This is a genomic window from Motiliproteus sp. SC1-56 (genome assembly GCF_017309075.1).
Lineage (GTDB): Bacteria > Pseudomonadota > Gammaproteobacteria > Pseudomonadales > Balneatricaceae > Motiliproteus.
In genome coordinates this window covers 31,393-51,944 of record NZ_JAEMGS010000001.1, presented here as the reverse complement: position 1 = coordinate 51,944, position 20,552 = coordinate 31,393, and the positions used below count along the sequence as shown (strand labels likewise).

General features: G+C 62.7%; 19 protein-coding genes. 8 read left to right on the top strand and 11 right to left on the bottom strand.

What is annotated here, in order from left to right; all coding sequences use genetic code 11:
• Window positions 1–555, bottom strand: coding sequence for a PilN domain-containing protein (locus JGZ97_RS00285; protein ID WP_207060595.1), 555 nt, complete (start codon window positions 553–555; stop codon window positions 1–3).
• A gap of 2 nt (window positions 556–557) precedes the next feature.
• Complete coding sequence (gene pilM / locus JGZ97_RS00280; protein ID WP_207060594.1) at window positions 558–1,619, bottom strand: type IV pilus assembly protein PilM; 1,062 nt, start codon at window positions 1,617–1,619, stop codon at window positions 558–560.
• A gap of 199 nt (window positions 1,620–1,818) precedes the next feature.
• Between pilM and JGZ97_RS00275 the strand changes: the two genes are divergently transcribed.
• Both JGZ97_RS00275 and JGZ97_RS00270 read left to right on the top strand, forming a co-directional pair.
• On the top strand, window positions 1,819–4,242 hold the full coding sequence (locus JGZ97_RS00275; protein ID WP_370583971.1) for a penicillin-binding protein 1A: 2,424 nt from the start codon (window positions 1,819–1,821) through the stop codon (window positions 4,240–4,242).
• A 223-nt stretch (window positions 4,243–4,465) separates the two neighbouring features.
• Complete coding sequence (locus JGZ97_RS00270) at window positions 4,466–4,825, top strand: STAS/SEC14 domain-containing protein (protein WP_207060592.1); 360 nt, start codon at window positions 4,466–4,468, stop codon at window positions 4,823–4,825.
• On the opposite strand, the gene JGZ97_RS00265 is transcribed toward JGZ97_RS00270, so the two are convergent.
• Window positions 4,815–6,011, bottom strand: a complete 1,197-nt coding sequence (locus JGZ97_RS00265) for an MFS transporter (RefSeq protein WP_207060591.1) — start codon at window positions 6,009–6,011, stop codon at window positions 4,815–4,817. The genes JGZ97_RS00270 and JGZ97_RS00265 overlap by 11 nt on opposite strands.
• A gap of 95 nt (window positions 6,012–6,106) precedes the next feature.
• Between JGZ97_RS00265 and JGZ97_RS00260 the strand changes: the two genes are divergently transcribed.
• Together JGZ97_RS00260 and serA are read left to right on the top strand one after the other, a co-directional pair.
• Window positions 6,107–6,994, top strand: a complete 888-nt coding sequence (locus JGZ97_RS00260; RefSeq protein ID WP_207060590.1) for a LysR family transcriptional regulator — start codon at window positions 6,107–6,109, stop codon at window positions 6,992–6,994.
• Window positions 6,995–7,122: 128 nt separating this feature from the next.
• A complete protein-coding gene (gene serA / locus JGZ97_RS00255; protein WP_207060589.1) occupies window positions 7,123–8,355 on the top strand; it encodes a phosphoglycerate dehydrogenase in 1,233 nt (410 codons plus the stop codon).
• A gap of 125 nt (window positions 8,356–8,480) precedes the next feature.
• Here the strand turns inward: serA and JGZ97_RS00250 are convergent, their stop codons facing one another.
• Window positions 8,481–9,374, bottom strand: a complete 894-nt coding sequence (locus JGZ97_RS00250) for a DMT family transporter (RefSeq protein WP_207060588.1) — start codon at window positions 9,372–9,374, stop codon at window positions 8,481–8,483.
• 118 nt (window positions 9,375–9,492) lie between these two features.
• Window positions 9,493–10,131, bottom strand: coding sequence for a response regulator transcription factor (locus JGZ97_RS00245; protein WP_207060587.1), 639 nt, complete (start codon window positions 10,129–10,131; stop codon window positions 9,493–9,495).
• Between the two features lie 567 nt (window positions 10,132–10,698).
• Between JGZ97_RS00245 and JGZ97_RS00240 the strand changes: the two genes are divergently transcribed.
• Window positions 10,699–11,262 (top strand): diguanylate cyclase domain-containing protein, encoded by a 564-nt coding sequence (locus JGZ97_RS00240; protein ID WP_207060586.1) that lies wholly within the window; start codon window positions 10,699–10,701, stop codon window positions 11,260–11,262.
• Window positions 11,263–11,284: 22 nt separating this feature from the next.
• On the opposite strand, the gene JGZ97_RS00235 is transcribed toward JGZ97_RS00240, so the two are convergent.
• From JGZ97_RS00235 to tkt, 6 genes are all read right to left on the bottom strand, one after another.
• Window positions 11,285–11,746, bottom strand: coding sequence for a flavodoxin family protein (locus tag JGZ97_RS00235; RefSeq protein ID WP_207060585.1), 462 nt, complete (start codon window positions 11,744–11,746; stop codon window positions 11,285–11,287).
• A gap of 42 nt (window positions 11,747–11,788) precedes the next feature.
• Window positions 11,789–12,724 (bottom strand): alpha/beta hydrolase, encoded by a 936-nt coding sequence (locus tag JGZ97_RS00230; RefSeq protein WP_207060584.1) that lies wholly within the window; start codon window positions 12,722–12,724, stop codon window positions 11,789–11,791.
• Between the two features lie 72 nt (window positions 12,725–12,796).
• Entirely contained in the window at window positions 12,797–13,861 is a 1,065-nt protein-coding gene (gene fba, locus JGZ97_RS00225; protein WP_207060583.1) for a class II fructose-bisphosphate aldolase, read from the bottom strand.
• Between the two features lie 60 nt (window positions 13,862–13,921).
• A complete protein-coding gene (locus tag JGZ97_RS00220; RefSeq protein ID WP_207060582.1) occupies window positions 13,922–15,085 on the bottom strand; it encodes a phosphoglycerate kinase in 1,164 nt (387 codons plus the stop codon).
• A 29-nt stretch (window positions 15,086–15,114) separates the two neighbouring features.
• A complete protein-coding gene (locus JGZ97_RS00215) occupies window positions 15,115–16,143 on the bottom strand; it encodes a type I glyceraldehyde-3-phosphate dehydrogenase (RefSeq protein ID WP_207060581.1) in 1,029 nt (342 codons plus the stop codon).
• Window positions 16,144–16,216: 73 nt separating this feature from the next.
• A complete protein-coding gene (gene tkt, locus JGZ97_RS00210) occupies window positions 16,217–18,211 on the bottom strand; it encodes a transketolase (RefSeq protein ID WP_207060580.1) in 1,995 nt (664 codons plus the stop codon).
• Between the two features lie 83 nt (window positions 18,212–18,294).
• Between tkt and JGZ97_RS00205 the strand changes: the two genes are divergently transcribed.
• The 3 genes from JGZ97_RS00205 (at window position 18,295) to JGZ97_RS00195 (ending at window position 20,499) form a co-directional block, all read left to right on the top strand.
• Window positions 18,295–18,459, top strand: a complete 165-nt coding sequence (locus JGZ97_RS00205) for a hypothetical protein (RefSeq protein ID WP_207060579.1) — start codon at window positions 18,295–18,297, stop codon at window positions 18,457–18,459.
• Window positions 18,460–18,561: 102 nt separating this feature from the next.
• On the top strand, window positions 18,562–19,722 hold the full coding sequence (gene metK / locus JGZ97_RS00200; protein WP_207060578.1) for a methionine adenosyltransferase: 1,161 nt from the start codon (window positions 18,562–18,564) through the stop codon (window positions 19,720–19,722).
• 48 nt (window positions 19,723–19,770) lie between these two features.
• Window positions 19,771–20,499, top strand: a complete 729-nt coding sequence (locus tag JGZ97_RS00195) for a 16S rRNA (uracil(1498)-N(3))-methyltransferase (protein WP_207060577.1) — start codon at window positions 19,771–19,773, stop codon at window positions 20,497–20,499.
• Window positions 20,500–20,552: the final 53 nt, after the last annotated feature.

The window sequence follows — 20,552 nt, the reverse complement described above, 5'->3', positions numbered from 1 at the left end:
TCAGCCCTCCTGCTTACGCTGGGGTTTGGTGAGCCCCACGTTCATGTCGAAATTCTTGTAGGTGTCGCCCTTGCCCACGGTGCTCAGGTTGGGGTTCTTGAACCACTCGGAGCGGTCCAGGTTGCGCATCAGGGCGGAGACGTCCTTGTTGTTCTGTGCCCGCCCGGTTACGTGTAGGCTTTCGCCCTGGCGGGTCAGCGCGGTGTAATAAAGCTCGTCGGGAAGCACCCGGACCAGTTCGTCGAAGGTGCGCACAATCACGGGCCGGTTACCCTGCAGGTCCTGAATGGCCTGCAGGCGCTCCAGCAGGCGCTCGCGCTGGGCGCGAAGAGTGCGGATCTCTTCGATCTTGGAGTCCAGCTTCGCCATCTCCTGGGTCAGGAAACTGTTGCGGTTCTGCTGCTTGGTGGTCTGGGTCTGAATATAAAAGCCCACCGCCCACACCAGCACGATGGCCATGATGGTGGTAAAGAAGGTGGAGACCACGAAGCGCTGCTGGCGGTCCTTTCTTCGGTCCTCACGCCAGGGGCGCAGGTTGATCAGCGTTGCTGCCATGGTTAGTCCTCGAAACTTCTCAGTGCCAAGCCGCAGGCCAGCACCAGCGAAGAGGCTTCTATATCAAACTTGCCGCGGTTGATGCGGCTATCGATCGCCATGTCCCGGAAGGGGTCGGCGATTTCGGTGCGCACGCCGAGTTCTTGAGTCACCGTATCGGCGATCTCGGGCAGGGCCGCCACGCCACCCATCAGCAGCAGGCACTCGATTTCGCCGTGGGTGCCGGAGGAGTAGTAGAACTGAAGGGAGCGAGAGATCTGCTGCGCGGTGGTCTGTTTGAAGGGCTCGATGTAGTCACGCACCAGGTCGTCGGGGAGCTCGCCCAGTTTTTTGGCCCGCTCGGCTTCATCGGCGGTCATATCGGTGATCTGGGTGAGGTTGTGGGTCAGGTCGTTGCCGCCAAATGCCTGCTCGCGGCTGTAGATCACTTCACCGCCGTCAAAGACGTACAGCGTCATGCTGCTGGCCCCGATGTCCACCAGGCCCACGGTCTTGCCTTCCAGCTCATGGACCGCGCTGAGGGGCTTGAAGGCCCGTTCGAGGGCGTAGGTGTCGACATCGATCACATCGCAGGTCATGCCGGCCCCGTTGACCGCGTCTTCTCGGGACTGAACGCTGTCCTGGCGGCAGGCCACCAGCAGTACCTCGTTGAGGTCGGGGCTGGTGGCGGACTCGCCCTTGATCTGGAAGTCGATCGCCACCTCGTCCAGCGGGTAGGGGATAAACTGGTCGGCCTCCACCTTGATCTGCTCTTCGAGCTCATCTTCGGTGAACGATTTACTGAACTCGAGGTTCTTAACGATGACGACTGAGGCGGGCACCGAGGTCACCGCGGGTTTCAAACGGCTGCCGGAGACGCGGAGCGCTTTCTCCAGGGCCTCTGCAACCACCGGGACATCTTGGACATTGTTGTCAATTACCGCGCCTTCGGGAAGGTGGGAGACAGCGTAGGAGTCCACCTTGAATCCCTGCGAGCTTTGGGAGAGACCCAGCAGCTTGACGTAGGAAGAGCCGATATCGACACCGAGGAGGGACTTGGACTTGCTCTTGAAAAAGCTTATCACCGATTGATCCTTGAACTATCTACACCGACAACCTGACTAGTTCGGTCGATTTTCGGCAGTGTAAGGCAAAAAGACTCGATTTCGAATCCGTCAGTAAACTGGCATTATTATATATCGCCAAAGAGCTCTTCACCTTTAGGTTATCATGATCAAAATCAAAACTCTGTTCAGCTTCTTGCTAATAACCGGTCTTATTGGAGTGGTTTTGGCCGTATTAATAGTCGCTGGCGGCTATTTTTACCTGAAGCCCGGCCTTCCGGATGTGGAGCGGCTGCGCGATATCCAGCTCCAGACCCCCCTCAGGATTTATTCGCAGGACGCCAAACTGATCGCTGAATTCGGCGAAAAACGGCGCACGCCCATCGACTATGAACAGATTCCGGAGCGCTTTATTCAAGCGATTCTGGCGGCCGAAGACAGTCGCTTTTTCGATCACCCTGGCGTTGATATTAAGGGACTGGCGCGGGCGGCTTTTCAGCTGGTGAGCACCGGGCGGATTCAGACCGGCGGCAGCACCATTACCATGCAGGTGGCGAAAAATTACTTTTTGACCCGGGAGCGTACGTTCGTGCGCAAGTTCAGTGAAATCCTTCTGGCGTTGCAGATCGAGCAGGAGCTGACCAAGGAGGAGATTCTCGAGCTGTACGTCAACAAGATCTATCTGGGAAACCGGGCTTACGGCATCCAGGCGGCCGCCAATGTCTATTACGGTCGGGATATCGACGAGCTGACCCTGGCGGAGCTGGCGATGATCGCTGGCCTGCCCAAGGCGCCCTCGGCGTTTAACCCGTTGGCGAACCCGGAGCGGGCCTTGGAGCGCCGTAACTGGATCCTTTCCCGCATGCGTGATCTTGGCTTTATCGAGGAAGAGGCGTTCGAGGTTGCCCTTCAGGCCCCGGTCAGTGCCGAGTACTACGGTTCCGATATCGAACTGTCTGCGCCCTATGCCGCCGAGATGGTGCGGGCGGAGTTGCAGCAGCAGTACGGGGACCGGATCTATACCGACGGCTTTCGCGCCTACACCACCCTCGACAGTACTCAGCAGGCGGCGGCCAACCAAGCGCTGGTGGATGGGCTGCTGGCTTACGAGCGGCGCCACGGCTACCGGGGGCCGGAGAAGCAGCTGCCGGACCCCGCTGACCGAGAAGCGCTGTTGGCGGCGCTCGCCGAGACACCCAATTACGGCAGCCTAGTGCCGGCGGTGGTGCTGGCGGTGGAGGAACAGCAGGCGCAACTGCTGCTCGCCGGCGGCAGTGAGGCGCTCCTGGCCTGGGAGGGGATGAGCTGGGCGCGGCCCTACATCGACCAGAACCGTCGGGGCCCTGAACCGAAGACGGCGGCGGACATTCTCGCACCCGGCGATCTGGTCCGTGTGCGCCTGACTGAAGAAGGGATGCAGCTCAACCAGGTGCCGACCGTGCAGGGGGCGCTGACCGCTCTTTCCCCACGAGACGGCGCGATTCGGGCGCTGGTGGGGGGGTTCAATTTCGCTCATAGCAAGTTCAACCGCGTGACCCAGGGAACCCGTCAGCCCGGTTCCAACTTCAAGCCGTTCATCTACAGCGCGGCCTTGGCCAACGGCTTTACGCCCGCTACCCTGATCAACGATGCGCCGGTGGTTTTTGAGGACAGCCAGCTTGAGAGCCAGTGGCGGCCGGAGAACTACAGTCGCAAGTTTTACGGACCTACCCGCCTGCGCGAGGCCTTGTACAAGTCCCGCAACCTGGTCTCCATTCGTATTCTGCGCCGGATTGGTATTCGCCCTGCCCTGGGCTTCGTGGAGCAGTTCGGCTTCGATCCTGCCCGGCTTCCTGCCAATCTCTCGCTCGCCCTGGGTAGCGCTGATGTTACGCCTCTTGAGCTGGCTACGGGGTACGCCACCTTCGCCAATCAGGGCTTTAAGGTGGATCCTTACCTGATCGCCCGGGTCGAGGACGTGGACGGCAGCGTGCTTTACCAGGCGGAGCCGGCGACGGTCTGCGACGGGTGCCGGCGGGTGCCGGTGGAAACCACCATGGCGGCTGCGTCTGAAGCGACAGTGTCACTGGCAGAGTCCGGTGAGGCTACCGAAGGTGATGCCGGTGCCGAGACCGATGCTGAAGCATCTGCGTCAGGAGAGCTGGTGACGACCTTGCCTCTGGCCCCCCGTATCGTCGACCCCCAGACCGTCTACCTGATCAACAACATCATGCAGGATGTGATCAAGCGCGGGACGGGGCGCAAGGCCAAACAACTGGGACGCAGTGATCTGGCCGGCAAGACCGGTACCACCAATGACCAGAAAGACGCCTGGTTCTCCGGTTTCAACCAGAACCTGGTGGCCTCGGTCTGGGTGGGCTTTGACCAGCCAAAAAGCCTGGGCCGACGTGAGTTTGGCAGTACCGCGGCCCTGCCGATCTGGATCGACTTCATGGAAAAAGCACTGGCGGAAACCCCGGAGACGCCGCTGATTCCCCCCGAGGGTATCGTCAGCGTGCGCATCGACCCGAAAACCGGGCTGTTGGCGGCCCCCGGCCAGGACGACGCTATCTTCGAGGTGTTCAGGGAAGGCGAGGTGCCGGAGAAAAGTGCGGTGGCTGAAGCCGCTGTTGGCGAACAGATCAACCCGGAGCAGCTGTTTTAACGCGGCTCAAATCAGGTGCGGTGCGCCATTTAGGGGCCGGCTGAGGCATTAATGGTGTGGGCGGCTGGAAGCCCGGTTGTTCTGTCGCACCGCCCCCACCCCGCTGAAAACCATCGCTTTAGCCAGGCGGATGAGCGAGCGGAACGAAGAGAACCCGGTGGTTTAAGTCTAGACTTCAGCCCATGCCCGGAACCGGTGACCGGGGAAAGAGGGGGGAGCTGCGATGCTGATGAAGTTGGAGGAGAGCCGTACCGACATCCTGGGCTTTATGGCCAGCGGACGGCTGACTGACAATGACTACAAAAACTTTCTGATCCCGCAGGTCAAGGGGGCTATCGAGCGCGAAGGGCGCATCCGCCTGCTGTTTCGAATGGACGGCTTTCGTGGCTGGGACATTCAGGCCGCCTGGGACGATTTGTCTTTTGGTATCGAGATCAACCCTCAGGTGGATAAGATCGCCATCGTGGGTGATCGCAAGTGGGAGCGTTGGGTAGCGCGCCTGCTGGGGCCCTTTGCCCACGGTGAAATTCGCTATTTCGACGTCGCCGAGTTGCAGGCAGCCTGGTCCTGGATCAGAGCGTGACGGGCTCGCCTGACGTCTCCTGCCGGTACAGCCATAGCGCCAGGGTGGCGGTAACCATGAGTACCGCCAGTGAGCCCCCTACCACCCCGGACCAGCCCCAGGGCAGCCAGAACAGGTTCAGATAGATGCCGCCGGCGCTGGCCCCCAGGTAATAAAACACCAGGTAGAGTGAGGACGCGCTGGCCCTTGCGCCCTGGGCATGGCGGTTGATCCAGCTGCTGGCCATGGAGTGGCAGAAGAAGAACCCGAAGCTGTTGATCAGCAGGCCGCCGATGATGGCCGGGAGGCTGTCGATCAGCGTCACCAGCGAGCCACTCATCAGTATCAGGATCCCCAGCAGCATGCACAGCGACTGCGGCAGCTGTTGGGCCACCCGCCCGGATAAGGCTGACCCCAGGGTGCCTGAAAGGTAGGTCAGAAAGAGCATCCCCAGCCAGGTGGGGGGCAGGCTGTAGGGCGCCTCGCTGAGTACGTAGGTGATAAAACTGTACTGGTTGGCGAAGATAAAAAAGTTGAGCCCGCCCACCGCGTAAGCCGCCAGCAGCAGCGGGTTGCGCAGGTGCCCGCCGAGATCGCGCAGCATGGTGGCGGGGCGCAGGGGGCGGGGCTGGAAATGGCGTGAAGGCGGCAGCAGCCAGATAAACAGCACCACGGCGACCAGGCTGGCGGCCGCCAGCGCCTGAAAGGCGAAAGGCCAGTCCACCCGGTCTGTGAGCCACCCGCCCGCCAGCCGACCGCCGATGCCGCCCAGGCTGTTGCCACTGATATAAAAACCCACCGCCATCAGCAGCGCCTTGCGGTTGAACTCGTCGCCGAGGTAGGCGATGGCGATGGCGGGCAGCCCGCCGAGGAAGAAACCCTGCACCACCCGCCAGCCCAGCAGGGCGCCGTAGCTCTCCACCCGGGCGATCAGAAAGGGCACCAGCACGGCTCCCAGCAGACTCACGATCATGATTTTGCGTCGGCCCAGAGCATCGGAGAGGGGCCCATAGAGCAGCAGCGACAGGCCCAAGCTCAGGGTGCAGATCGACAGGGACCAGGTGGCTTGCAGGGCGCTGATTCCAAAGCGGGCGCTGAACAGCGGCATCAACGGCTGGGTGATGTAGAGGTTGGCGAACACCAGGAAGGAGCCCAGGCAGAGGGCCAAGGTCGCGCGCCAGAAGGCATAAGTGCCGGGTTCGATCATGGGGGGCCTCGTCATCAGGATGAAGCGATCGTACCCGGATAGCGTTAATATATTAAATATATACTTAATATCTTAACCATATATAAAATATATGAATGGATCTGAAAAAACTGCGCATCTTCAATACCGTGGCTGAGCGCCTTAGTTTCACGGCGGCGGCCGAAACCCTGCACATGGCACAACCGGCGGTGAGTATCGCGGTGCGCAAGCTGGAGGAGGAGCTGGATCTTCTCTTGTTTCACCGCCAGGACCGGCGCATCGCCCTTACCGCTGAAGGCGTCGCGCTCAAGCGCCATGCCGAACGTCTGCTGGCAGATGCGCACCGGGCGCAACTGGAGATGGCCGAGCTGCGCGGGCTGCGCAAAGGGACGGTGCGCATTGGCATTCCCAGTATGCTCGGCAGCTATTACTTCCCCGAGGTGTTGATGGCCTTCAAGGCGGCGTATCCGGCCCTGCAGCTGCAGGTCCAGGAGGCGGGAGCGCGCGATATTCAGCGCATGATCGACCGGGGGGAGCTGGACATGGGGATTATCGTCCGCGAGGAGGTGCCCCCGGACCTGGAAGCGGCTTTGTTTCTGCGCGAAGAGATGGTGGTCGCGGTCCCCCTGGATCACCCCTTTGCCCAGCGCGAGAGCATCAATCCCGAGGCCTTGTTCGCCGAGCAACTGGTGCTGTTCCGTCCCGGCTATTTTCACCGCGAGTTTATCAACCGCTTGGCCGAGGCCAACGGGCAGCCGCTGCAGGTGGCGTTTGAGACCAACCTGATTCCCCTGATCCGTGCGGTCGTAAAGAAGGGGTTTGGTATCACCACTTTTCTGCGCATGGTGGTGGAGGGCGACCCGGAACTGCATGCCTGCCCCTTTACCCAGCCGGTCTGGCTGGACTTGTGCATTGCCTGGAAGCGCAACGGCTACCTCTCCCACGCGGATCGACGATTTGTCGACTTCCTCCTCGAAAATGCGCCCATTGAGAAGGATTCATAGGTCTGGGAAAATTTTTCACCCCTTTGAATTCGGGTACTTAAATCTCTCTGTGCTATGATTGGCGCCCCTTTATAAGCGGGGGCTCCGTGACCGGCTCCTGAGGCAAAACAGAGGTTTAAGCGAACCCTATGAGCAAGATTACCTCCCTGGAAAAGAGCAAGATCAAGTTTTTGCTGCTGGAAGGCGTGCATCAGTCAGCCGTCGACACCCTCAACGCCGCCGGCTACACCAATATCGATTACCTGACCACGGCGCTTCCCGAGGAGCAGTTGATCGAGCGGATCAAGGACGTGCACTTCATCGGTATTCGCTCGCGTACCCAGCTTACCGAGGCGGTGCTGGAGGCGGCGGAGAAACTGCTCGCGGTGGGTTGCTTCTGTATCGGTACCAACCAGGTGGATCTGACGGCGGCCATCGAGCGCGGCATCAGCGTCTTCAACGCCCCCTACTCCAACACCCGCAGCGTCGCCGAGCTGGTGCTGGCCGAAGCCATCATCCTGCTGCGTGGCGTGGCGGAGAAGAACGCCAAGGCCCATCGCGGGGTCTGGGAAAAATCTGCCAAGCACGCCTACGAGATTCGTGGCAAACGCCTGGGTATCATCGGCTACGGCAGTATCGGCTCCCAGCTCAGCGTCATGGCCGAATCCCTGGGGATGGAGGTCTGCTTTTACGATGTGGTGACCAAGCTGCCGATCGGCAACGCGACCCAGGTTGGCAGCCTGCAGGAGCTGCTGGAAACCTCCGATATCGTCAGTCTGCATGTCCCCGAGACCCCGGCCACGAAGAACATGATCGGTGCCGAGCAGCTGGCGCAGATGAAAGAGGGCAGCATCCTGATCAACGCCGCCCGCGGAACGGTGATCGAGATCGACCGCCTCTGCGAAACCCTGCGCTCGGGCAAGCTGCTGGGCGCGGCCATCGACGTGTTCCCGGTGGAGCCCAAGTCCAACGACGAGGAGTTTGTCTCCCCCCTGCGTGAGTTCGACAACGTGATCCTGACTCCTCACGTGGGCGGCAGCACCATGGAGGCGCAGGAGAACATCGGCTACGAAGTGGCGGAGAAGCTGGTCAAGTACAGCGACAACGGCTCCACCATCACCTCGGTCAACTTCCCCGAGGTGGCGCTGCCCGCCCACCCGGGTAAGCACCGCCTGCTGCACATTCACCGCAACGTGCCCGGGGTGCTGACCAAGATCAACACCGTGTTCTCGGAGAACAACATCAACATCAGCGGCCAGTACCTGCAGACCAACGACAAGGTGGGCTACGTGGTGATGGACATCGATGCCGAGTACAGCGATCTGGCGCTCAGCGCACTGCAGCAGGTGCCGGGTACTATCCGTTGCCGGGTGTTGTTCTGATCGCACCATGCTCTGACGACTAAAAGAGGGCCCTGAGCCCTCTTTTTTTGTTTCTGAAACTTTGTTTTCAGGTCAGGGGTATCGCGTCTATGGCAACGCGGCTTTCTGACCTTGGACCTTTTCCGTCACGCTTGCGGGTGGGTGCGACGCCGCTGCTCTTGCAAGGCCAGCCAGGAGTGGACGCTGATGGCTGCCAGGATTACGGAGCCGCCCACCAGGGTCAGGGGCGGGATGGGCTCGTGGATCACCAGCCAGACCCAGATGGGACCGAAGACGGTTTCGATCAGCAGAAACAGGCTCACCTCCGGCGAGGAGAGGTAGCGGGTGGCGTTCATGATCAGTACCGAGGCCAGGGGCATCTGCACCAGTCCCATCAGCGCCAACCAGGCGAATTGCTCGGCGGGCAGGATGAGCGCCTGACTCATCGGCAGCGCAAGCCCCATCATCACCAGCCCGCTCAGGGCAATGATCAGCATGCGCGGAATCTGCGCGTAGCGGCGCATCAGGCTCAGCATCACCCCCATGGAGAGGGCGAGGATCAGCGCCAGCAGGTCGCCGCGCCAACTGGCCAGCCCCAGCGAGCCGGCGAACACGATGATCACGCCGGCAATGGAGACGGCGATGGCGGCCCAGGTGCGCCGGCGCACCGGCTCACGGAGCAGCAGCCAGGAGAAAAAGGCGGCAAAAAAGGCGCTGCTGCTGAGAATCACCACGGTGTTGGCGGTACTGGTGTGGCTGATTGCGAGCACGAAGAGCAGGCCATTGACGCCGTAGAGGACCGCCAGCGCCAAGATGGCTTTCCAGAAACGGCGCGCCAGGGGCAGGTAGTCTAGCCGGCGGGTGAGGACCATCAGTCCTCCCAGGCTCAGGGTCGTGAGGATGCCGCGCCAGAAGGCCACGGTCCAGGGGTCGGCGTTGGCCAGACGTATCAGCAGGGCATCGAAACTGAGCACCAGCACGCCGCTGACGGCCAGCTGGATGCCGAGGCGGTGATCGGTGCTGGGGTGGTGGCTCGGCACGGGCTTCCTTGGGCTCGGGTAAGGGGGCACGCCATCATACTTGGAGTTTGGCGGTGGGGAAATCTGGCGTTGCTACTGATGTGGTCGGGCGTGGAGTGGCTCGCGTGTGCGAACAGCGCTAGGGCGGATCCCGTTCGAGCAGCCAGCGGCTGGCGCGTGTGGTCAATTCGGCACCGGACTTAAGATGAAGCTTCTGCTTGATTCTGGAGCGATGGGTCTCGACGGTATTGGGGCTGATGCTCAGACGCTGCGCGATGGTGCGGGTGGCCAGGCCCTGCCCGATCAGGGTGAAAATTTCCAGCTCACGGTTTGACAGCGCATCGGCGAGGTGGGTTTTGTGGTCCTGGCTGCGGTTTAGTGAGCGCGACAGCAACTCTTGGAAAAGAGCCTCGTCCAGGTAGAGTTGGTGGCGGGCGACCGTTCTAATGGCTTCAACCACTTCCTGGGTGCTCTGGGTTTTGCAGATGAATCCCAGGGCGCCGGCGCGTATCGCGCGCTCGGCGTAGAGCGGCTCGGCGGAGGCGGCCCAGAGCAGTATTGCTACCGGGTAATTCCGCGATTTGATTTGCCTGACCAGGGTGAGCCCGCTGCCGTCGCTGAGGTTCATCTCGATGACCACTGCGTCCGGTCGAGACTGTTCAAGCTGCTCCAGGGCTTGTTCAATGCTCTTTGCCTCGGCGCAGACGCTCATCTTTGATTGCTGGCTGATACGCCATGCCAGCCCCTCCCGCGAGGCGGGGTGAGGATCGACGATCAAAACACGACAGGTCCCCATTCAGGACAGGCTCGACGATGGGGGGGGCTGAACAAGGGTGCTTGGCTGGAGGTGTTCGCGTTTGCCCGGTCTTGCCGGAACGGGGGGGCGGACAGCCTTTGGGTCTTTCATGGCGTCTCCCTGGGCGCTTGAGCGAACCCTTGCCGACGATGGCTTTGGGGGGCTGCGGTGGCGGCGCACGCGCCCGGCCGGTCAGTCCCATGGTTGGTTGGCGTGAGTGGAAATGACGCTTCCCAAGAGGGTACACGGGCTGCGCAACCCTGGTCAATTTACTCCCCCCTGCTCATCGGTTATGGTGTGTTTTGTAGTTGAATTAACTACAAGCAAATGAATGAATACAGGGATATCCCCGATTAGATGCCCTTGCGATGATAGATGCCTGTATAAGGCGTCAGTATTGGTTCTGTAGTTGGGTGTTTAGTCCGGCTGAGGCTCGCTGGTTGTGATCCGCCAGGATGGTTGGTCCCGCTTTTCCGTGGTTTTGCCATTGGCAAGCTGTATGTTCATTGACAAAGGGAATTGGCCACTGTTTTGGTCGAGACAAACGCGATGGAAAATGTCAATTATAAAGATCCATTAACCGGCCTGTACGATCACGATTTCTTTCAGCAACAACTCTCTCCTCTCCTCAAGCAGATGGCGGACAATCAGCGCTGGGGAGCCTTGGTGTTGGTTGAGCTGAAGAACCTGGATGAATTGAGCCGTACTTCCGGGCAGGAGGTCGCCGATAGAATACTGGCGCGGGTGGCCGAGATGGTCCGCTACAGTGTCCGTATCTCCGACTTGGTGGCCCGTTACGGCGACAACCGCTTTGCCATCCTGCTGCAGGAGGGAATGCAGCCCACCGCCGCGATTAACCTGGTGAAGCGCCAGTTTAGCCGGCTTGCCGAACCGATTCGGGTCCGCGGACAGCAGGTGGAGCTGGAAATAGCTGTCGGTATTCGTGTCGTTGCCCCAGAGGGGCGTGAAGCGGTCGAGCTGATTGCCCAAGCCGAACGGGCGCTTGAGGAAGCGAAGGGAGTCGAGGGCGGCGGCTACCATATCTTCCAGGAGGAAGATGACCACCGCTTCGATATCGCCCCTTCTCACAGTGGTGGGCACTTGGCCCACTGAACCGCTAGACGCAAGCGCGGGGTTAGAAGATCCCCGCTTCCAGCCCTGCGGCCAGGCCCATCCCCAGCTCTTCACACTGGCCGAGAAAGGCTTCGTCAAAGGGGCCCCGCATCACCAGCGGGGCTTGCACCGCCCGCCACCTGAGTCCCGCGACGATCCTCTCCACGCTGCTCACCGCGCCCCGACCATCGTTGCCGGCTCTGACAAAGAGCGCATAGGGGCGGCCTTGGGTGTGCTCCAGGCATGGATAATAGATGCGTTCGAAAAAATCCTTCAGGGCCCCGCACATGTAGCCGAAATTCTCCGGCGTGCCGAGTATCAGGGCGTCGGCGGCCAGCACCTCTTCGGGACCTGCGTCAAACGGCGAGCGCATTTCCAGTTCCACGCCCGCGATATCCGGATGGCGAGCGCCGCGGGCGACGGCCTCGACGAGCCGTTTCAGGTTGGGGGAGGGGGCATGGGCGACCAGCAGCAGGCGGGGCATAATCAGATCATCCGGGTCACAGTCAGGCTACCGAGGTCATAGTCAAACCGTCCAGTGGCGTTGCAGCCAAGCCAAGTACTCGTGCCGGATTTCGGGGGCTTCATTGGCGAGGTGGTGCCGTCCCTGCTCCAGGTAGCAGATTCGGCAACCGGGAAATTTGTCCTGCAGTACCCCCAGATTGTAGCGCCAGTCCACGGTGCCGTCCTCGCGTCCCTGGATGATCAGGGGGCGGTAGTCAGGGGCTGGTGCCAGCGCCAGAAAACCAGGAATCCAGCGTCGCAGCGCGCCGATCCAGGCCGCAGAGATGATGCGCGCCTGCAGGGGGTCTTGCTCGCGCAGGAAACGCAGGAAATCGACATCGTGGCTGTTGCTGGTGAAGGTGCGGGGGATTCCGTTCGTCCACGGGGTCAGCAGGCGGTGAGCGGTCTGCACCAGCTGCCATTTGGCCGGGCGTACCAGGGGGGCGAGCAGCACCACGGTACCGTCGGGGCTCGGGCGCTGCTGCAGCAGGTGCTGGCAGAGGATGGCGGCACCGGTGCTCTGGCCCAGCAGGTGCAGCGGGCCGGGCCAGTCCAGCGTGGCCCGGTGGGCGAGCACCCCCTGTAGCACCTGCTGGTAACGGTCGAAGTCGTCGATGCTGGCCCGCGGGCCGGCGGAGAGACCGTGGCCGGGGAGGTCGAAGCAGAGCACCGCCAGGTGGCGCTTGAGGGCGTACTCGATCAGGTGGCCGTATAGACCATGGTGGTCCTGGTAGCCGTGTACCAGCAGTACCGTGCCGCGGGGTGCGTGGGGCAGAAAGTGGTGCACGGCGATGGTCACGCCACCGACGGTCAGCCCCTGGAGCCAGCGCCGGCGCACGAGCCGAGCGGGGAAGTCGAGGCCGTAGTAGCGGCTGAAGGCAAGGCCCGGCTCTGCCAGCTGTTCGGGGGAGGCGCCTGCGTGTAGCCGGGTCGCCAGGGGGGTGGGATCGTAATCCATTGGATTTCACAAAGAAAAAAGGCGGCTAAGCCGCCTTTTTTACGCGAGATACGCGCCGGGGTAAAGCCGTGATCAGTTGACCTTGGGGTCCAGCTCGCCGCTGAGGTAGCGGTCGGTCATCGCTTCCAGGGAGAGGGCGCTGATGCTGGAGGCCTTGCCGGCGGTACCGAAGGCCTCGTAGCGGGCGATACAGATATCGCTCATCGCCTGCATGGTGGCCTTGAGGTATTTGCGCGGGTCGAATTCGGCGGTGTTCTGGGCCAGGAAGCGGCGTACCGCGCCGGTGGAGGCCAGGCGCAGGTCGGTGTCGATGTTCACCTTGCGCACGCCGTGTTTGATCCCCTCGACGATCTGCTCCACGGGGACCCCGTAGGTCTCGGGGATTTCGCCGCCGTGCTCGTTGATGATCGCCAGCCACTCCTGGGGCACCGAAGAGGAACCGTGCATGACCAGGTGGGTGTCGGGCAGGCGGTTGTGGATCTTCTTGATGGTGTCGATGGAGAGCACGTCGCCGGTGGGCGGGCGGGTGAACTTGTAGGCGCCGTGGCTGGTGCCGCAGGCGATGGCCAGGGCGTCGACCCCGGTGCGCTTGACGAAGTCGGCGGCCTCGTCGGGGTCGGTCAGCAGCTGGTCGTGGGACAGGATGCCCTCGGCGCCGATGCCGTCCTCTTCGCCGGCCTGGCCGGTTTCCAGGGAGCCCAGGCAGCCCAGTTCGCCTTCCACGGAGACGCCGCAGGCGTGGGCCATCTCGACGGTACGACGGGTGACCTCGACGTTGTAGTCGTAGTCGCTGGGGGTCTTGCCGTCTTCTCGCAGGGAGCCGTCCATCATCACCGAGGAGAAGCCCAGCTGGATGGAGCGCTGGCACACCGCCGGGGAGGTGCCGTGATCCTGGTGCATACAGACCGGGATATGGGGAAACTCCTCGATCGCGGCCAGGATCATGTGCTTGAGGAAGTTGGAGCCGGCGTACTTGCGGGCACCGGCCGAAGCCTGGACGATGACCGGGCTGTCGGTCTTGTCGGCGGCTTCCATGATGGCGCGCATCTGCTCAAGGTTGTTGACGTTGAAAGCCGGAATGCCGTAGCCGTGTTCGGCGGCGTGGTCCAGCAGTTGACGCATGCTGATCAGAGCCATAGTTGTCTCTCTCGTTCTCTTGTTTGGGCCGGTTGGTCGGGCCGATGGTTAGACCGGTTGTCAGGCGTTCGCCCGTTCTTCAAGGATGGCCACCGCGGGCAGGGTCTTGCCCTCGACGAACTCCAGGAAAGCGCCACCGCCAGTGGAAATATAGGAGACCTGGTCGGCGATGCCGTACTTGTCGACCGCGGCCAGGGTATCACCGCCGCCGGCGATGGAGAAGCCGCTGCTGTTGGCGATCGCCAGGGAGAGGGCCTTGGTGCCTTCCCCGAACTGGTCGAATTCAAAGACCCCTACCGGGCCGTTCCAGACGATGGTCTGCGCCTCGGTGAGCAGGTTGGCCAGGGCCGCGGCGGACTCGGGGCCGATGTCGAGGATCATGTCGTCTTCGCGGATCTCGTCGACTTTCTTCACCGTGGCGGCGGCGGATTCGGCAAACTCGGTGGCGACCACCACGTCGGTGGGCAGCGGAATCTGGGTTTTGGCCATCAGCGCCTTGGCCTGGTCGATCAGGTCGTGCTCGCAGAGGGACTTGCCCACGGAGTAGCCGGCGGCGGCGAGGAAGGTGTTGGCGATGCCGCCGCCGACGATCAGCTGGTCCACCTTCTCGGACAGGGCCTCGAGCACCGTCAGTTTGGTGGATACCTTGGAGCCGCCGACGATGGCGGTCATCGGCCGGGCCGGGGTCTTCAGGGCCTTGGCCAGGGCGTCCAGCTCGTTGGCCAGCAGGGGGCCGGCGCAGGCGCTGGGGGCGAACTTGGCGACGCCGTGGGTGGAGGCCTGGGCGCGGTGGGCGGTGCCGAAGGCGTCCATCACGAAGACGTCGCACAGGGCGGCCATTTTCTTAGCCAGGGCATCGTCGTTCTTCTTTTCGCCGACGTTGAAGCGCACGTTCTCAAGCAGCACCAGCTCGCCTGCGCCGACCTCGACGCCGTCGAGCCACTCCTTTAGCAGCGGCACGTCGCGGCCCAGCAGGTCGCCGAGATGTTCGGCCACCGGGGCCAGGGAGTAGGCTTCCTCGTAGTCGCCCTCGGTGGGGCGGCCCAGGTGTGACATCACCAGCACCCGAGCACCGGCCTTGAGGGCGTGCTCCAGGGTGGGCAGGGCGGCCCGAATGCGGGCGTCGCTGGTCACTTTGCCGTCCTTGACGGGGACGTTCAGGTCTTCGCGGATCAGCACGCGCTTGCCGCGCAGATCCAGGTCGGTCATTTTCAAGACACTCATGGGCGCTTCCTATAAGTGGTGCTTAACGTTCAAGGTTTGGAATCGGGTAGTTTGAGCCAGGCCTGGGCCACGTCCAGCATTCGGTTGGCGAAGCCCCACTCGTTGTCGAACCAGCACAGCATTTTCAGCAGGGTGCCGCCGCTGACGCGGGTCTGGGTACCGTCGACGATGCCGGAGCGGGGGTCGGTGTTGAAGTCTACCGAAGCGTGCGGCTCCTCGGTATAGCCTAGCAGCCCGGCAAGGCTGCCCCGGGCCTGGGCCTGGAACAAGCGGTTGACTGCCTGGGGGGTGGTGGCCCGCTGCAGTTGCACTGACAGGTCCATCACCGAGACGTTGATGGTGGGCACCCTCAGGTGCAGGCACTGAAAACGGCCTGAAAGCTCCGGCAGCAGCCGGTCGATGCCCCGGTCCAGCCCCGTGTCCACGGGGATGATCGACTGCAGGGCGCTGCGGGTCAGGCGCAGGTTGGTGTGGTGGTAGCTGTCGATTACCGGCTGGTCGTTCATTGCTGAATGCAGGGTGGTGGTGACCCCGTGCTCAATGCCGAAGGCCTCGTGCAGCAGGTTCAGCACCGGGACGATACAGTTGGTGGTGCAGGAGGCGCTGGAGACGATGCGGTGTGCGGGCTTGAGCAGGCCGTGGTTGAAGCCGTAGACGATGGTGGCGTCCACTTCGGCGGAGGCGGGCTGGGAAAACAGCAGGCGTGAGGCGCCGCTGCTCAGGTGCTGGCTGGCGGTGGCGGTGTCATTGAAGGATCCTGAACACTCCAGCACCAGGTCCACTTCCAGCTCGGCCCAGGGCAGGCGGGCGGGGTCGGGCTCGTTGAGCACGCGGATGGCATGGTCGCCGATCATCAGGTGCTCGCCGTTGCGTTCCACCGGCAGGGGAAAGCGGCCGTGGGTGGTGTCGTAGCGGGTCAGGTAGGCGAGGGTGTCGATATCGCTCAGTTCGTTGATCGCCACCACGTGCAGGTCATGGCGGGCGCGGTGGGAGTAGAGCGCCCGCAGCACGCACTGGCCGATGCGGCCGTATCCGTTGATCGCTACCCGATATCCCATAGGCTTCCTTCAATCGTCGGATCCCGGCAAATTGCGTTGCCGGGATCCACGCTATGCCGTCAGACGGCCGCGTTTACAGCAGCTCGCGCGCGGTTTTGACCAGGTTGTCCACTGTAAAGCCGAACAGCTTGAACAGCTCGCCGGCGGGGGCTGATTCGCCGAAGCGGGTCATGCCGACGATGCGCCCGTTCAGGCCCACGTACTTGTACCAGAAGTCGCTGTGGGCCGCCTCGACCGCGATGCGGGCGGTGACCGCCGACGGCAGCACCTGCTCGCGGTAGTCGTTGGATTGCGCTTCGAAAGCCTCGGCGCAGGGCATGGAGACCACCCGCACCTGTTTGCCGTCCGCGGACAGCGTCTCTGCCGCTTCCATGGCCAGCGAAACTTCGGAGCCGGTAGCGATGAAAATCAGGTCGGGCTGGCCCTGGCAGTCGCGCAGGGTGTAGCCGCCGCGGCGGATGTTGTTGAGGCGCTCGGCGCAGCGCTCCTGGTGGGGCAGTCCCTGGCGCGAGAAGATCAGGGCACTGGGGCCGTCGACCCGGCTCAGGGCCTGCTTCCAGGCGACGGCGGATTCCACCGCGTCACAGGGCCGCCAGACGTCCAGGTTGGGGGTGTGGCGCAGGTTGGCGATCTGCTCGATAGGCTGGTGGGTGGGGCCGTCTTCACCCAGGCCGATGGAGTCGTGGGTATAGACGAACAGGGCCCGCTGCTTCATCAGCGCCGCCATGCGCACCGCGTTGCGGGCGTATTCCATGAACACCAGGAAGGTGGCGCCGTAGGGAATGAAGCCGCCGTGCAGGGCCAGGCCGTTCATGATCGCGGACATGCCGAATTCGCGCACGCCGTAGTAGATGTAGTTGCCGTCGGCTTCGTCTTTGCTCAGCCCCTTGCAGCCTTCCCACAGGGTCAGGTTGGAGCCGGCCAGGTCGGCGGAGCCGCCCATCAGCTCGGGCAGCAGCGGGCCGAACGCGTTGAGGGCGTTCTGTGACGCCTTACGGCTGGCGATGGACTCGCCTTTCTCCTGCAGGTTCTCGATAAAGCGGTCGGCCTGGGCGGCGAAGTCTTCTGGCAGGTCGCCGCTGATGCGCCGCAGGAATTCGGCGGCGAGCTTGGGGTGCGCCTCGCTGTAGGCGGCAAACAGCTCGTTCCAGCTGTTCTCCACAATGCAGCCGTCATCCTTGGCGTCCCACTCGGCGTAGATCTCTTCGGGAACTTCGAAGGGGGCGTGCTTCCAGCCCAGGGCTTCACGGGTCAGGGTGATCTCGTCGTCGCCCAGGGGCGCGCCGTGACAGTCCTCCTTGCCCTGCTTGTTGGGCGAACCGAAGCCGATGACGGTCTTGCAGCAGATCAGGGTGGGCTGCTCGGTGTTTTCGCGGGCCTGCTCGATGGCCGCGGTGATCGCCTCGGGGTCGTGACCGTCGATTGCCGGAATGACCTGCCAGCCGTAGGCTTCGAAGCGCTTGACGGTGTCGTCGGTGAACCAGCCTTCGACTTCGCCGTCGATGGAGATGCCGTTGTCGTCGTAGAAGGCGATCAGCTTGCCCAGCCCCAGGGTGCCGGCCAGGGAGCAGACCTCGTGGGAGATGCCTTCCATCAGGCAGCCGTCGCCGAGGAAGGCGTAGGTGTAGTGATCGACAATGTCGAAGCCGTCACGGTTGAACTGCCCGGCCAGGGCCTTCTCGGCGACAGCCATGCCCACCGCGTTGGCGATGCCCTGGCCCAGGGGGCCGGTGGTGGTTTCGACACCCGGCGCATAGCCGAACTCGGGGTGACCGGCGGTCTTGGCGTGGAGCTGACGGAAGTTCTTCAGATCCTCGATGCCGAGCTCGTAGCCGCTCAGGTGCAGCAGGGAGTAGAGCAGCATGGAGCCGTGGCCGTTGGAGAGAACGAAGCGGTCGCGGTTGATCCACTGCGGGTTGCTGGGGTTGTGCTGCAGGTAATCGTTCCATAGCACTTCAGCGATATCCGCCATGCCCATGGGGGCACCGGGATGACCGGATTTGGCGCGCTGAACGGCGTCCATGCTCAAGGCGCGAATGGCGTTGGCAAGTTCTCTGCGGGAGGACATTGAGGCTAGCTCCTGGGTTGGACCCTGAGGGTAAGTCGAAAAAATCAGACGCGTATTCTCTCTCACTCCTTAAGCAGCTTCAAATGGGAATCGGAAAAAAACGACCGGTTGAATTGATTTCAGGTGATTACGCCGATTTTTCCGGGCTTTTGGCCGCAAAAAAAATGCGCACCGAGGTGATAGCCGGTATCATACGGCTTCTTGATTCCCGCCCCGGCCAAGTCGCCACGCGACACCTGCGCCGGTAAGACCGTCACTCGGGCGCTCAGGAACCCGCTGTAGACGTTTTATTGCTTGGTAATTAAGTCACTGTTTTTATCAAAACATTCAATTATTAAGGCAACCGCTTTATGAGTAACTATTCCCTGTTTACCTCCGAGTCCGTGTCCGAGGGGCACCCGGACAAAATGGCCGACCAGATTTCCGATGCGGTGCTGGACGCCATTCTGCGTGACGACCCCCATGCCCGCGTTGCGGTGGAAACCCTGGTCAAAACCGGCATGGCGGTGATCGCCGGCGAGGTGCGTACCTCCACCTACGTGGATCTGGAAGATATCGTGCGTAACGTGATTCTCGATATCGGCTACACCAGCTCCGAGGTGGGGTTTGACGGCGCCTCCTGTGCGGTGCTCAACGCCATCGGCAAACAGTCGGTGGACATCGCCGTGGGCGTTGATGAAGGTGAATCCAAGGATCTGGGGGCCGGTGACCAGGGGCTGATGTTCGGTTACGCCACCAATGAGACCGAGGTGCTGATGCCGGCGCCGATCTACTACGCTCACCGACTGGTGGAGCGCCAGGCGCAACTGCGCAAGAAGGGCATCCTGCCCTGGCTGCGGCCCGACGCCAAGTCTCAGGTCACCCTGCGCTACGAGGATGGCAAGCCGGTAGCGGTGGATGCGGTGGTGCTCTCCACCCAGCATGCCCCCGATATCGAACAGGCCGATATCCGCGAGGCGGTGATGGAGGAGATCGTCCAGCACGTGCTGCCCAAGGAGTGGCTGCACAAGGACACCAAATACCATATCAACCCCACCGGCCAGTTCATCATCGGCGGCCCCATGGGGGATTGCGGTCTGACCGGGCGCAAGATCATCGTCGACACCTACGGGGGCATGGCCCACCACGGCGGGGGCGCGTTTTCCGGCAAGGATCCCTCCAAGGTTGACCGTTCCGCCGCCTACGCCGGGCGTTACGTGGCCAAGAACATCGTTGCCGCGGGTCTGGCCGAGCGCTGCGAGATCCAGGTCTCCTATGCCATCGGCGTCGCCGAGCCCACTTCGATCAGCGTCAATACCTTTGGTACCGGCAAGCTGAGCGACGACAAGATCGTGGCCCTGGTGCGCGAGCACTTCGACCTGCGTCCCCAGGGGCTCATCGAGATGCTGGACCTGCGCCGTCCCATCTACCGTCCGACGGCGGCCTACGGTCATTTCGGTCGTGAAGACGCAAACTTTACCTGGGAGCGTACCGATCGCGCCGAGGCCCTGCGCGCCGCTGCCGGCCTCTAACGGCCTGTTAAAAGGGGGCTGCGAGGCGGCTCCTTTGAGTATCTGCTTATGCGAGTTCCCCGCGTCTACGACCCGCAACCGCTCCACGAGGGCGCTGAGCTTGCGCTCGGTGCCTTTGCCGCCCAGCACCTAGGGCGTGTCTTGCGCATGGGTCCCGGCGATGAGGTGGTGGTGTTCAACGGTGAGGGCGGTGAGTTTCCCGCCCGCATTGTTGAGGTCACCAAGAAAACCGTCCGGGTACAGTTGGCCGAGTGCAGGCCGGTGCCGGCTGACCCCCGGCTGAGTATCAGCCTCGGCCAGGGCATCTCGCGGGGCGAGCGCATGGACTATGCCCTGCAGAAAGCCACCGAGCTGGGAGTGGGGACGGTGACGCCCCTGTTTACCGAGCGCTGTGAAGTGCGCCTCAACGCCGAGCGCCAGGCCAAGCGAACCGCCCACTGGCAGCAGGTGGCGGTGAGCGCCGCCGAGCAGTGCTTGCGCAGCCGGGTACCCGATGTCAGCGCGCCGCGGGTGCTGGCTGACTGGGTTCAGCAGGTCGATGCGGAACTGAAATTGATCCTTCATCCTGAGGCGCCTCGCGCCCTGGGCGAGTTTGCCCGTCCCGCCTCCGTGGCGCTGCTGGTCGGCCCCGAGGGCGGGCTCAGCGATACCGAGCTGGAGCAGGCCCGCGCCGCCGGCTTTGTGCCTCTCTCGCTCGGCCCACGGGTGCTGCGCACCGAAACGGCGCCGGTGGCCGCGCTTTCGGTGCTGCAATACCTGTGGGGCGACCTAGCCTGAAGCGGGGCTTACCGTTACGCTTTTTGTCCCCCCGGTGCAGGCCTGATCTGGTA